The 12,520-nt window shown below is 66.8% G+C and carries 12 protein-coding genes; 6 read left to right on the top strand and 6 right to left on the bottom strand.

Going from position 1 to position 12,520, the window contains the following annotated elements; genetic code table 11:
* The 3 genes from IM760_RS18540 to IM760_RS18530 all read right to left on the bottom strand — a co-directional run.
* On the bottom strand, positions 1–596 hold a 596-nt coding region (locus IM760_RS18540; RefSeq protein ID WP_204431712.1), incomplete at its 3' end, for a hypothetical protein.
* Between the two features lie 20 nt (positions 597–616).
* On the bottom strand, positions 617–1,534 hold the full coding sequence (lpxL, locus tag IM760_RS18535; RefSeq protein ID WP_204431711.1) for an LpxL/LpxP family Kdo(2)-lipid IV(A) lauroyl/palmitoleoyl acyltransferase: 918 nt from the start codon (positions 1,532–1,534) through the stop codon (positions 617–619).
* A 7-nt stretch (positions 1,535–1,541) separates the two neighbouring features.
* On the bottom strand, positions 1,542–2,711 hold the full coding sequence (locus IM760_RS18530) for a hypothetical protein (RefSeq protein WP_204431710.1): 1,170 nt from the start codon (positions 2,709–2,711) through the stop codon (positions 1,542–1,544).
* A 142-nt stretch (positions 2,712–2,853) separates the two neighbouring features.
* On the opposite strand from IM760_RS18530, the gene hldE reads away from it, so the two are divergent.
* Positions 2,854–4,284 (top strand): bifunctional D-glycero-beta-D-manno-heptose-7-phosphate kinase/D-glycero-beta-D-manno-heptose 1-phosphate adenylyltransferase HldE, encoded by a 1,431-nt coding sequence (gene hldE, locus IM760_RS18525; RefSeq protein WP_204431709.1) that lies wholly within the window; start codon positions 2,854–2,856, stop codon positions 4,282–4,284.
* 18 nt (positions 4,285–4,302) lie between these two features.
* Here hldE and IM760_RS18520 read toward each other — a convergent pair whose 3' ends face one another.
* Complete coding sequence (locus tag IM760_RS18520) at positions 4,303–5,319, bottom strand: AraC family transcriptional regulator (RefSeq protein WP_204431708.1); 1,017 nt, start codon at positions 5,317–5,319, stop codon at positions 4,303–4,305.
* 107 nt (positions 5,320–5,426) lie between these two features.
* Here IM760_RS18520 and IM760_RS18515 point away from each other — a divergent pair, with 107 nt between their 5' ends.
* The 3 genes from IM760_RS18515 (at position 5,427) to cysQ (ending at position 8,401) form a co-directional block, all read left to right on the top strand.
* Positions 5,427–6,932 (top strand): flavin-containing monooxygenase, encoded by a 1,506-nt coding sequence (locus IM760_RS18515; RefSeq protein WP_204431707.1) that lies wholly within the window; start codon positions 5,427–5,429, stop codon positions 6,930–6,932.
* Between the two features lie 65 nt (positions 6,933–6,997).
* Positions 6,998–7,546 carry an ADP compounds hydrolase NudE gene (gene nudE, locus IM760_RS18510; RefSeq protein WP_204431706.1) on the top strand — a complete coding sequence of 183 codons (549 nt, stop codon included), beginning with the start codon at positions 6,998–7,000 and terminating at the stop codon, positions 7,544–7,546.
* A 36-nt stretch (positions 7,547–7,582) separates the two neighbouring features.
* Entirely contained in the window at positions 7,583–8,401 is an 819-nt protein-coding gene (gene cysQ / locus IM760_RS18505; RefSeq protein ID WP_204431705.1) for a 3'(2'),5'-bisphosphate nucleotidase CysQ, read from the top strand.
* A 4-nt stretch (positions 8,402–8,405) separates the two neighbouring features.
* Here cysQ and IM760_RS18500 read toward each other — a convergent pair whose 3' ends face one another.
* Positions 8,406–8,675, bottom strand: a complete 270-nt coding sequence (locus IM760_RS18500) for a hypothetical protein (protein ID WP_204431704.1) — start codon at positions 8,673–8,675, stop codon at positions 8,406–8,408.
* Positions 8,676–8,814: 139 nt separating this feature from the next.
* Positions 8,815–9,561, bottom strand: a complete 747-nt coding sequence (locus tag IM760_RS18495) for a Crp/Fnr family transcriptional regulator (protein ID WP_204431703.1) — start codon at positions 9,559–9,561, stop codon at positions 8,815–8,817.
* Positions 9,562–9,695: 134 nt separating this feature from the next.
* Between IM760_RS18495 and IM760_RS18490 the strand changes: the two genes are divergently transcribed.
* Together IM760_RS18490 and IM760_RS18485 are read left to right on the top strand one after the other, a co-directional pair.
* Entirely contained in the window at positions 9,696–10,304 is a 609-nt protein-coding gene (locus IM760_RS18490) for an HD domain-containing protein (protein WP_204431702.1), read from the top strand.
* A 201-nt stretch (positions 10,305–10,505) separates the two neighbouring features.
* Complete coding sequence (locus IM760_RS18485; RefSeq protein ID WP_204431701.1) at positions 10,506–12,365, top strand: LamG-like jellyroll fold domain-containing protein; 1,860 nt, start codon at positions 10,506–10,508, stop codon at positions 12,363–12,365.
* Positions 12,366–12,520 lie beyond the last annotated feature (155 nt).

Below are 12,520 nucleotides of genomic sequence, written 5' to 3'. Positions count from 1 at the left end.
GCCGGCGGCAGCTGGCGGGAGGCGAAAAAGGCGAAGAAGGGCAGGGTGATGCAGTACATGCTGGCGTACAGCTGGTTGGTGTCGAGCACCAGCCAGGGGGTGATCTCGAAGCGCTCGAACACGCCGTACAGCTGATTGTCGAACGGCCGCCCGACGATGAAGTAATAGGCGTAGAAATCCACCGCCGCGGCCACGGCGGCGGCGGCGGTGCCGATCAGCAGGGCCCGCCAGAAGGCCCCCGGCCAGCGCCGCACGAACAGTTCAAAGGCGCTGAACAGCACGAACAGCTCGATCATGGCGCGCAGGAAGCGGCTGGGGTTGGGGCTGGGCGAATAGTAGGTGGAGAGGGTGGCGTAGAGCAGGAAGATCCACAGCAACGGCCAGCGCGTCACCAGTTCCAGGGGGCGGTGGCGGGCGGCCACCAGCACCACGATCAGCGCCGGCAGAAAGAACACCGCGTCCAGGGCATTCATCAGGCTGGTGCGCGAGGGAAACACCAGTAGCCCGCAGAACATGAGCGCCATGGACAGGCCGAGCCAGGCGGTGAGCAGGCGGTCGTGGCGCGGTGTGGCGGCGGGCGGGGCGGGGCTTTGCATCCTGGCGGCTCCAGAGGGTCTTAGCGGTAAGGGTTGGGCTGGCCCGGAGGCTGGTGTTTGAAGCGTTTGTGCACCCACAGATACTGCTCCGGGTGCTTGCGGACATAGTGTTCCACGGTGCGGTTGATGCGCGCGGTGTCCGCCTGCTCGTCGTCGCCGGGAAAATCCTCCAGCGGCGCGCCGAACTCGATTTCATAGCGCCCGCCGGGCAGCCGGTAGTGCGCGCACGGGATCACCGCCGCCTTGCCCATCCTGGCGATCCGGCTGGTGGCGGTGATGGTGGCCGCCGGCACCCCGAAGAAGGGCACGAACACCGCGTGCCGGGTGCCGTAGTCCTGGTCCGGCGCGTACCACACCACCTCGCCCCGGCGCAGCAGGCGCACGGTCTGGCGCAGGTCGTTGCGGTCCACGGAGTGGTTGACCCAGGTGCCCCGGCCTTCACTGATCAGTTTGTCCAGCAGCGGGTTGTCGTTGGGCCGGTAGACCACGCTGAAGCGGAAGAATTTGCCCAGCAGGCGGCTGCCCACGTCGATGGAATTGAAATGCATGCCCAGTAGCAGCACGCCCTGGCCGCGCTCGCGGGCCGCTTCCAGATGTTCCAGGCCGGACACGGTCAGGCGCCGGCCCAGATCGATGCGGCGGTTATGGAAGGCGCCGGCCATTTCCAGGATCGCCTCGCCGGTGCTCATCAGCACCCGCCGCGCCAGCGCTTCCCGCTCGGCCTCGGACAGCTCCGGGAAGCACAGCTTCAGGTTGGTCAGGGTGACCCGACGCCGCGCCGGCGCCAGATACCAGGCCAGCCGGCCCAGGCCGCGCCCGGCGGCCAGCAGCCCGTCCCAGGGCAACTGGCCGATCAGCCAGAACAGCGCCAGCCCGACCCGGGTGGGCCACAGGCGCGGGTCCCTGGGGTCGGTGGGGCGGTTGCGGCGCTTACCCATGCTGTCCCTAGCCCTGCTTGAGCGCGGGCCGGCTTTCCCGGGTACTCAGGCTGGCCAGCATCAGGGCCAGGGGCAGCCACAGGCACATCCAGCTGGGGTGGAAGGGCACCAGCGTGTAGGCGCCGGCGCTGAGCATGGTGAGCAGGCCGGGCAGCACGCTGACCAGGAACACCGCGCCCTCGCGGTGCTTCTGGTCGTTGTCCGGCAGGTTCCAGGCGGGCACCGCCCAGGCGGCCAGAAACAGCAGCAGGCCGATCAGGCCGGTGCTGTGCACCACCGCCAGCAGCACGTTATTGGGATGCGGCAGCACGCGCAGGCCGTCGGGAATGCCCTCCAGCAGGGAATCGCCACTTTCCTGGCTGAAGCCGTTGCCGAACAGCGGGTGGCTGAAATACAGCTGGGCCTGGCGCAGCACCTCGAAGTCCAGCGCCATGTACAGCGCCACCGCGCCGGCCAGGGCGGCCAGCAGCCGCTGCCCGTGGCGCAGCAACACCCAGGCCAGCGCCATCACCAACAGCATCAGGCCGGTGTGCGGCTGCACCGCCACCAGAAAGGTGAAGCCCACCAGGGCACCGGCGCCACGGCGGGCGCCCTTGGGCGTGAAGCCTTCTTCCAGGGCCTGGGCCAGCAGAATGAAGGTGGGCGCCACCAGGGCCATGGTGCCGATCAGCGGGCCGGGCTGGGGCAGGTTGAAGATCAGGCTGGCGGGCTGGCTGAACAGGGGGCTGTCCAGGGGCTGGATGGTGTAATAGCTGACCATGATCACCGCCAGCACCACCATGGCGGTCATGGCGCCGTTGGCCAGCGCCAGCTTCAGGGTGTGGCGGTAATAAAGATGCAGCCAGCGCAGCATGCCCACCAGAATCACGATCTGCACCACCGCGCGCACCGTGCGCGAGCTGTTCACGTCCTCGGCCCAGCCCATGGTCAGCAGGGTCCAGCCCAGGAAGGCGTACAGCGGCACCAGCCAGAGATCCAGCAGCAACTGGCGGTCGCCGCTGACCAGGGCGCGGGTCAACAGGGTCAGGGAGGGCACGAAGAACAGCACGTCCACCACGTTCAGCAGCGCCACCCGCGAATGAAACAGGAACGGGCCGGTGAACATCACCGCGAAGGAGACCGTCAGCCACAGTCTCAACCATCTGCCCTGTTGCGCGTTGTGGCGCAATGCCGTCATAGAGTTCCGTCCCGTTGCCCATGGGTGCCGGTCGGGCGGGCGTGGCCGCCCCGGCGAGCGGCAAAGTGTACTCAGCCCGGCTGCCGGCATCCACCGCTATGCTACACTTCGCGGCTGTCAGCACACTAGATGGAGTAGGGCGATGCCCAACCTGGAGATTCCCCCGTTCGGCCAGGCCCGGGTGCTGGTGGCGGGCGACGTCATGCTCGACCGCTACTGGCACGGCCCCACCGGCCGCATTTCCCCGGAAGCGCCGGTGCCGGTGGTGCGCGTCACCGATCTGGAGGACCGTCCCGGCGGCGCCGCCAACGTGGCCCTGAACATGGCCGCCCTGGGCGCCCGCGCCGAGCTGGTGGGCGTCACCGGCGAGGATGAGGCGGCGGGCATCCTGGAGGAGCGGCTGGGCGCCGCCGATGTGGCCTGCGACTTCCAGAAGGTGGCCGGGCTGCCCACCATCACCAAACTGCGGGTGGTGAGCCGCCAGCAACAGCTGCTGCGGCTGGACTTCGAGGAGTCGTTCCAGGACCAGGACCCGGCGCCGTTCGCCGACAAAGTGCGGGCCCGGCTGGCCGGCTGCGGCGCCCTGGTGCTGTCCGATTACGCCAAGGGGGCTCTGCGTGACTGCCCGGGGCTGATCCGGCTGGCCCGGGAGGCCGGCGTGCCGGTGCTGGTGGATCCCAAGGGCAGCGACTTCGAGCGCTACCGGGGCGCCACCCTGCTGACCCCCAACTTGTCCGAGTTCGAGGCGGTGGTGGGCCCGGTGCCCGACGAGAAGACCCTGGCGGAGAAAGGCCAGGCGCTGATGGCGGAGCTGGACCTGGAGGCGCTGCTGGTGACCCGCAGCGAGCGCGGCATGACCCTGCTGCGCGCCGGCCAGCCGGAACGCCACCTGCCCACCCATGCCCGTGAGGTGTTCGATGTCACCGGCGCCGGCGACACGGTCATTTCCACGCTCGCGGTGGCCCTGGCCGCCGGCGCCACCCTGGAAGACGCCGTGGCGCTGGCCAATATCGCCGCCGGCATCGTGGTCGGCAAGCTGGGCACCGCCGTGGTCAGCGCCCCGGAACTGCGCCGGGCGGTGCATCAGACCGGCGGCCCGGGCCGTGGCGCCATGACCGAGGAACAGCTGCTGCTGGCCATCGAGGACGCCCGCGCCCAGGGCGAGACCATCGTGTTCACCAACGGCTGCTTCGACATCATCCACGCCGGCCATGTGGGCTACCTGGATTCCGCCCGCCGCCTGGGCGACCGGCTGGTGCTGGCGGTCAACAGCGATGAATCCGTGAAGCGGCTGAAAGGCCCGGGCCGGCCGATCAATCCGCTGGAGCGGCGCATGGCGGTGCTGGCGGCCCTGGAGGCGGTGGACTACGTGGTGGCCTTCGACACCGACACGCCGGAGCCGCTGCTGGAGAAGATCAAGCCGGACGTGCTGGTGAAAGGCGGCGACTACACCGTGGACCAGGTGGTGGGCGCGCCCATCGTGCAGGCCTACGGCGGCCGCGTGGAAGTGCTCGACTTCGCCGAGAACATTTCCACCACTCACATCGTGCAGCGCATTCGCGGAGAACAATAAGAAGGCCGCCGCGCGGCCTTATTCTTCGTCCTGCATCGTCTTCCTGTACTTCGCCGGGGTCAGCCCGGTCCAGCGCCGGAACGCGCGGATAAAGGCCGCCGGCTCGCTGTAGCCGAGCCGGCCGGCGATCCGCTCCATGCTCAGCGAGGAATCCGCCAGCAGGGCGCGGGCCTTGCGCAGGCGCACTTCATCAAGAAGGGTCTGATAGCTGCGGCCTTCCTCGCCGAGACGGCGGCGGAAGCTGCGCTCCGGCAGATCGAAGGTGGCGGCGGCGCGGGCGGCGTCCGGGAAATCCCCCAGAAACAGATCCAGATAGGCCACCACCCGCTCCGCCAGGCCCTCCGCCGCGCCGCTTCGGCGGGCCAGCAGGGTATCGCACTGGGAGCGGTACAGGTCCTGGGCGGCCTGATTATGGAACGGCAGCGGCGTGGCCAGATCTCGGTTGCGGATGCTGGCCTGGGCCCAGGGCTGGTCGAACTTCACCGGGCAGCGAAAGTACGCCTCGTAGAATCCGGTTTCCCGGGGGCGCGGATAGGGCAGCCACACTTCCCGGGGCGCCAGGTCCAGCCCCAACTGGGTCTGCAGGTCGTTGACCAGCCGGAAGGTGCCGGTCATGTCCCGGTCGATCAGAATGCGCCGCACGGTTGGCGGCAGGGCGATGGGCTTGAGGATCAGCGCGGTGTCCTGCTCGCCGGGCACCAGCGACAACTCTCCGTACAGATAGGTCAGCGCCTGGTAGCGCACCCCCAACTGAAACCCTTCGAAGGCGGAGCGGCTGGTCATCAGCAGCATGGTCAGCGGCCCGTAGCCGGCCAGGCCGAAGCGCTGCCCCATCTCGAAGCCGAACGCCGGGTCCCCGGCCAGGGGCAGCAGGGCCGTCAGCACCGCCAGCTCCCGGTCACGCTCGATCTCGCCGTTGGGGTCCAGCCGCGCCGGGTCCAGCCCGTGGCGGGCCAGCACCGCATCGCAGTCCACCCCGCGCTGGCGGAGCAGATCCACGGTGTACATCAAGGCAAGGATCGAGCGTTGCGACATGGCTTTGGCCGGAATGATCAATTTTCGGGTCAGCTTAGCAGCTTTCTTCCCGGCCCGACCCGGTTAGGGTAGGCCCATCGAAAAGGCGTCGCCAAAGGGAGAACAATATGAACAGTCGAGTGAACCCGCGGAACCGGGCCGTGAAGGTCGCCATTGTCGGCGGCGGTTTCGGTGGCCTGTGCATGGCCATCAAACTGCGCGAGGCCGGCATCGAGGATTTCGTGGTGCTGGAGAAGGCCGGCGAGCTGGGCGGCACCTGGCGGGAAAACACCTACCCGGGCTGCGCCTGCGATGTGCAATCGCACCTGTATTCCTTTTCCTTCGAGGGCAACCCGGACTGGTCCGCCCGCTACAGCGGCTGGCGGGAAATCCAGGATTACATCCTGGCCACCGCCCGCAAGCACGATATCCATGCCCGCACCCGCTTCCACGCCCGGGTCACCGGCGCCCGCTTTGACGAGGCCCGCGCCCGCTGGACCCTGGACCTGGACGACGGCGACCAGGTGGAGTGCCAGCACTGGGTGCTGGCCAGCGGCCCGCTGCACGTGCCGCAGATTCCGAAATTCCCGGGCCTGGAGCGGTTCCAGGGCAAGGTGTTCCACTCCTCCCAGTGGGACCACGACTACGACCTGACCGGCAAGAAGGTGGTGTCCGTGGGTACCGGCGCCAGCGCCATTCAGTACGTGCCGCAAATCGCGCCGCAGGTGGAGCGGCTCACCGTGGTGCAGCGTACCCCGGGCTGGATCATCCCCCGCGACGAGCGCCGTTACAGCGCGCTCAGCAAAACCCTGTTCCGCCGCTTCCCGGCGCTGCGCAAGCTGCACCGGGCGCGGCTCTACTGGAGCAACGAGTCCCGGGTGCTGCCGATCTTCCACCCGCGTCTGGCCTCGCTGCTGGAAAAGGCGGTCAAGCAGTTCATCCGCTTCCAGGTGAAGGACAAGGACACCGCCCGCCGCCTCACCCCCAGCTACACGCTGGGCTGCAAGCGCATCATGATCTCCAACCGCTACTACCCCACCTTCAACCGGGACAACGTGGAACTGGTCACCGAAGGGGTGAAGGAGGTGCGCGAGCACAGCATCGTGTTCAGCGACGGCAGCGAGCGGGACATGGACTGCCTGGTGTTGGGCACCGGCTTCGTGGTGGACCCGCGCATCTACATGCAGGGCTTCCCCATCGTCGGGCGCGGCGGCCGCACCCTCCAGGAGGACTGGAAGGACGCCTCCGAGGCCTACCTGGGCGTCACCGTGGCCGGCTACCCGAACCTGTTCCAGATGGTCGGTCCGAACACCGGCCTGGGGCACAATTCCATCGTCTTCATGATCGAGTGCCAGGCCCGCTACATCGTCGATGCCATCCAGCAGGTGGACGCCCGGGGCGTGGACTGCCTGGACGTGAAGCGCTCGGAAATGGACGTGTTCAACGAGAAACTGCAGCGCGCCGTGGCCGGCACCGTCTGGCAGCAGGGCGGCTGCAGCAGCTGGTACCAGCAGGCGGACGGCAAGAACGTGGCGATCTGGCCGTACGCCACCTGGCGCTACTGGCTCAAGACCCGCCAGGTGGACGCCGGCAAATACCACTGGGAGAAAGCCCGGGAGACCGTAACGTCCTGACGCGCCGGCGGCTTGGGTTCTTTCCGGGATGCGGTTAGGCTTGGGCTCCATTGCCAGGAGCGCCCATGGACGACCGCAAACCGGAAATCATCGACACCCGGCTGATCGCCAAAAGCCGGCTGTTCGGCATCGAGGAGATGCACCTGCGCTTCAGCAACGGCGTGGAGCGCACCTACGAGCGCCTGCGCACGCCGCCGATCGCCGGCGTCATGTGCGTGCCGATGCTGGACCGGGACACGGTGGTGCTGATTCGCGAGTACGGCGCCGGCGTGGAGGACTACCAGCTGACCCTGCCCAAGGGCGCCGTGGAGCACGGCGAGGACTGGCGCGAGGCCGCCAACCGGGAACTCAAGGAAGAGGCCGGCTACGGCGCCGGCAAGCTGACGCTGCTCAAGCGCATGACCCTGTCGCCGGGCTACATGGGCCACCATATCCGGGTGATCCTGGCCGAGGACCTGTACGAGGAGCGGCTGCCCGGCGATGAGCCCGAACCCCTGGAAGTGATCCCCTGGAAACTGTCCGATCTGGACCGCCTGCTGGACCGGGACGACCTCACCGAGGCACGCGTGATCGCCGCTCTGCTGATGACCCAGCGCCTGCTCGACAATCGATGAACAACCGCTGATGAACCCCTTCTGATGGAAGCCCCCATGACCGATCTGCACGCCCTGCTGGAGCCGGTGGCCCGCATCGCCGCCGACGCCGCCGACGCCATTCTCGAGATTTACGATCGCGGCGACGTCAACGTGGACCGCAAGGACGACGACAGTCCGATCACCGCCGCCGACCGCGCCGCCCACGAACTGATCGTCGCCGGCCTGGCCGATCTGACCCCGGACATTCCGGTGTTCTCCGAGGAATCCGGCGGCATCGACTTCGCCGACCGCAAGGACTGGCGGCGCTTCTGGCTGGTGGACCCGCTGGACGGCACCAAGGAATTCATCAAGCGTAACGGCGAGTTCACCGTCAACATCGCGCTGGTGGAAGACGGGCGGCCGGTGCTCGGCGTGGTCCATGTGCCGGTCACCGGCGTGGCCTATCTGGGTGGCGAAGGCCTGGGCGCCTTCAAGCAGGAAAACGGCGAGCGGGTGGGCATTCACTGCCGGGCGCGGCACGCGCCGGTGATTCTGGTGGCCAGCCGCAGCCACGGCGGCAGCCCGCGCATGGATGTGCTGGAAGCGCTGATCGCGCAACGATTGGGCACCGTGGACAAGACCTCCATGGGCTCATCGCTGAAGCTGTGCCTGGTGGCCGAGGGCAAGGCGGACCTGTACCCGCGCCTGGCCCCCACCAGCGAGTGGGACACCGCCGCCGCCCACGCCGTGGTCAACGCCGCCGGCGGCCATGTGGTCAACACCGACTTCGAACCGCTGGTCTACAACAAGGAAGACATTCTCAACCCGCACTTCCTGGTGCTCGGCCAGCCGGTGGACGACTGGCGCTTTATCCATTCCGCCGTGGCGGAATAGGCCGCTATCCGATCCAGGGCGGGAGCATTCCCAGCAGCGCCGGCTGCAGCTCCCGCCCCAGCCACTGCACCCCCAGCGTCACCATGCACAGCTGCACCATCGGCAGCATCACCCCCAGTGCCAGCACGTTGACCAGCACCTTCTGCCGGATCCGACCGCTCCACAGCAACAGCGCCACCATGCCGAACAGCACCAGCGGCACCGCCAGCAACCCGGAGAGATCCGGCAGGGTCGGCAGCGCCAGCGGGGCGAGGGAAAACGGCAGGTCGGTCATGGTGGAACACTCGGTATCGTTGAGAAACAGAAGATTACCAAGTGTTACCTGATGGTCAGGTGAATGTCTTTAAGTGTGTCACAAAACTAATATTAAAGTGCCATTACGTCCCATCGGGTGGAATGCTGGCACATGCGTGCTATTTTTGCGTCGATTCCTCCAGATAGCGGCGCAGGGCCTCCCGGTCCGGCACCGTCACCCGGCCATAGCTGAAGGCGATCAGGCCTTCCCCTTCCAGGACCTTGAGCACCCGGTGCACGCCCTGGCGGGTCATGCCCATCATGTTGGCGATGTGTTCGCGGGTGAGTTTGAACGTCACCGGGCCGTTGGCATCGCCCACCTGGCCGTCGTGCTCGTGCATCTGCGCCAGAAACAGCAGGCGCCGGCCCACCCGGCCGGGCATGTCGCGCAGACCGTTGTCCTCGATAATGGAAATCGCCGACCACAGGCGCCGGCTGAGCATGTCCAGGGTGCGCGGGTAGGCCTGCGGGTAGCGGGCCAGCAGGTCCCGGTAGGCCTGGCCGGGCACCTCCACCAGCTCGCCGTCGCTGTGGGCGGTGGCGCCGAACACCCTCGGCATGCCCGGCGAGAACACGGTATCGCCGAACCAGGCGCCGGGCTCGAACAGGGTCAGCATGATCTCGCGACCATCACTGCTGGTGGAGCTGATGCGCACGCTGCCGGCGCCCACCACCGACAAGGCCGACTGCACCTCGCCGCGGGCGTACAGCACCTCATTGGCGCGGAACGGGCGCGCCCGCGCCAGGGCGGCGGCCTCGCGCAGGGCCTCGTCCGGCAGGCCGGAGAGCAGCGAGCAGCCGCGCAGAACCTCCAGGTTGTGCGCCGACCTGGGGTCGGGCCGATCTGCGGATCGATCTTCGGACATGGCGTGCCCCGGTAAGTGTCAAACCGTTGACAGTCTGGCGGGCCGGCCGGTTCTAGACTGCCGGCATAGCGGAATAAAAGAGCCAGAGGCCGGTTTCCCACTCCGGGGATCGGCCCTCAAGCCAGGAGAGCATCATGCACGAGCACGAACCCCGCGCCCAGTTCAAACACATGGAAGAGGGCACCGCCGAGGACTGGCAAATCATTTCCCAGGCGTTCGGCGGCTTCGCCCGCGAACTGCCCGACCGCGTCATCGATCATCTGCGCCTGCTGGAAGGCGACTGCGGCGGCTTCCCGGTGGACCGTCTCACCCATTGCCTGCAAACCGCCACCCTGGCCCACCGTGACGGCCGCGACGAGGAATACGTGGTGTGCGCCCTGCTGCACGACATCGGCGACACCCTGGGCCCGTACAACCACGCCGACGTGGCCGCCAGCCTGCTGGAGCCCTTCGTCAGCGAGGAAAACCACTGGATGGTGAAGCATCATGCAATCTTCCAGGGCTACTACTTCTTTGATCACCTGGGCCTGGATCGCGACCTGCGCGAGCAGTTCCGCGACCACCCCTGCTTCGATCGCACCGAGGAATTCTGCGCCAAGTACGACGCCGCCGCCTTCGACCCGGAACAGGAAACCCTGCCGCTGTCGTTCTTCGAGCCGATGCTGCGCCGGGTGATGGCCAAGCCCAAGCGCTCGCTCTACAAGAAGAGCCTGGACCCGCAGCCGGAGCGCAAAACCGCCTGATTCCAACGGTGATGGGCGTTTCCCCGAGGGCCGGTGCTACCGGCCCTTTTTCATGGCGCCGGGCCGTTGATCGTGACCCGCCGTGTTCGGGATCACGTTTCAGCCCGCCTTCGTTTTTCTGCCATTTGCCTGCCATCCCGCTTTCATCCCGAGTCGGCACCCTGACGCTCGCGTTTAGTGTCCTTACTCGGGAGATCGACCATGACCATTACTTCCACGGCCCGGTGGCCCGCCACCTGGCTGATGATTTTTTTGTGCCTGTTTCTCACCGCCTGCGGCGGCGACAGCGATTCCAATGACAACGCCGCGGCGCCGCCGCCGGACGGGGGCAACGGCGACGCCAATGCCTTCACCCTGGCGGTGCTGCCGGATACCCAGAAATATTCCCGCTATTCCCCGGAGCGTTATACCGTTCAAACGCAATGGATCGCCGACCATTATCAGGACGAGAACATCAAGTTCACCGTGCATCTGGGGGATGTGGTGGACCGTCCCGGCGTGCCTGAGGAATGGGTGGAAGCGCGCGCCGCCATGCAGATTCTGGAAGCCAATCCGGAAACCCCCTACAGCGTGCTGGCCGGCAACCACGACGTGATGAACAGCGGCCAGTGGGACGATCAGCGCACCCTGGCCAATGAACCTTTCCTGCAGCATTTCCCGGCCTCCCTGCAGGCGGCCAACTTCGGCACCTTCCAGGGCACCGATGAGACCGGCTTCAACAGCTACCACCTGTTCCAGGCGGAAGGCCGTGAATACCTGGTGCTGGCCCTGGACTGGCTGCCGTCGACTCAGACCGTGGCCTGGGTGCAGGAGGTGCTCGATCAGCATCCGGACACCCCCACCATTCTCACCACCCATCAGCTGCTGGGCATCGGCTCCGACGGCAAAACCGCCGTGTTCACCCCGCTGGGCCAACAGTTGTGGGAAGACCTGATCCGCACCAATGACCAGATTTTCCTGACCCTCAGCGGCCACAACCACGGTGAAGCGACCCTGATCGGCAAGAACCAGTACGGCCGCGACGTGGTGATGGTGGTGGTGGATTATCAATCCGGCTTCTGGGGCGGCAACGGCATGATGCAGCTGGTGACCTTCAACGAGGCGGATCAGCAATTGGACTTCCGCTCCTACTCGCCCTGGGTGGCCGCCATCCCGGAGGCCGAGCGTCAGCCCCAGGACGAGCTGTCGCGCTGGGAATTCAGCGTGCCGATGAATTTCGAGCGCCGTTTCGCCGATCTCAACCAGGGCAACGTGGCGGACGCCCCGGGCAACATCGAGGGCACCCAGGCCTACTGGATTCTCGACGATGACCACCGCATCACCCGCGCCGACGGCTCGGTGCAGTTTCTGGATGCCTCCGGCAACGGCAATCTGCTGGAGCTGGTCGCCTACAACGAGCCGCAGGGCGAGCTGGGTGATTTCTTCGAGCTCCGTGATGACAAACCGCCGTTCGGCTTCGCCACCGGCACCGCCACCTTCCACGGCAACAACGACATCGGCGGTTACTACCTGACCACCGGCGGGGCCGGTCTGAGCTTCGAGAACAGCGCCGCCGGCAAGCCGGGCTATCTGCCCCAATACACCATCGAAGCCATTGTCCGCCTGCCGTCCGATTGGATGCGCGACGAGAACCAGTGGTCCGGCATTCTCAACCACGAACCGGGCATCACCCAGGTTTGCCAGTACCACGAAGTGGCCTGCTCCGGCAGCGACGCCGCCCTGGGGCTGAACGTGTCGTCCCTGAAGGAGTTCCAGTGGGTGAGCACCTCGCAGAACGGCAAGGGTCAGGACAACTGGTCCTGGGAAGTGAGCAACGACTATTGGTACCACATCGCTCTGGTGAACGATGGCGAGCGGGTACAAATGTACGTGGACGGTTCCCTGACCATGCGCACCGGCGTGGATCCGCAGCAGGGGCTGCTGGTGGAGCCGGGCCAGCCCTGGAACATCGGCATCAACAGCTGGCAGGGCAACCCGGGCAATCTGTTCGCCGGCGACATCGCCGAGATTCGTATCAATAATCGGGTACTGGATCGCGGGGAGTGGCTGTACAACCAATAACGTTGGAGTCCGATCACCTCTTCAAGCGCCCTGCGGGGCGCTTTTTTTATGCGCGGGTTTTGCAGGGCAGGAGCCCTCCATCCGGGCCGCGTCTCGGTGTGGGCCCCCTTCCGGGAACGCCGTGAACCCGTCCCTGGGGGCTCCCTTTCGAACGT

This window comes from Alloalcanivorax marinus (assembly GCF_016906305.1).
In the GTDB taxonomy this organism is placed as follows: Bacteria; Pseudomonadota; Gammaproteobacteria; order Pseudomonadales; family Alcanivoracaceae; genus Alloalcanivorax; species Alloalcanivorax marinus.
Note: the sequence above shows the minus strand (reverse complement) of the source record. Positions and strands in the feature narration are given on the sequence as shown.

Coding starts and splice junctions, on each gene's coding strand:
- IM760_RS18495 (WP_204431703.1), bottom strand. CDS start 9,561: ATGTCCGAAGATCGATCCGCAGATCGGCCCGACCCCAGGTCGGCGCAC.
- IM760_RS18515 (WP_204431707.1), top strand. CDS start 5,427: ATGAACAGTCGAGTGAACCCGCGGAACCGGGCCGTGAAGGTCGCCATT.
- IM760_RS18520 (WP_204431708.1), bottom strand. CDS start 5,319: ATGTCGCAACGCTCGATCCTTGCCTTGATGTACACCGTGGATCTGCTC.
- IM760_RS18485 (WP_204431701.1), top strand. CDS start 10,506: ATGACCATTACTTCCACGGCCCGGTGGCCCGCCACCTGGCTGATGATT.
- IM760_RS18490 (WP_204431702.1), top strand. CDS start 9,696: ATGCACGAGCACGAACCCCGCGCCCAGTTCAAACACATGGAAGAGGGC.
- lpxL (WP_204431711.1), bottom strand. CDS start 1,534: ATGGGTAAGCGCCGCAACCGCCCCACCGACCCCAGGGACCCGCGCCTG.
- IM760_RS18500 (WP_204431704.1), bottom strand. CDS start 8,675: ATGACCGACCTGCCGTTTTCCCTCGCCCCGCTGGCGCTGCCGACCCTG.
- IM760_RS18530 (WP_204431710.1), bottom strand. CDS start 2,711: ATGACGGCATTGCGCCACAACGCGCAACAGGGCAGATGGTTGAGACTG.
- hldE (WP_204431709.1), top strand. CDS start 2,854: ATGCCCAACCTGGAGATTCCCCCGTTCGGCCAGGCCCGGGTGCTGGTG.
- nudE (WP_204431706.1), top strand. CDS start 6,998: ATGGACGACCGCAAACCGGAAATCATCGACACCCGGCTGATCGCCAAA.
- cysQ (WP_204431705.1), top strand. CDS start 7,583: ATGACCGATCTGCACGCCCTGCTGGAGCCGGTGGCCCGCATCGCCGCC.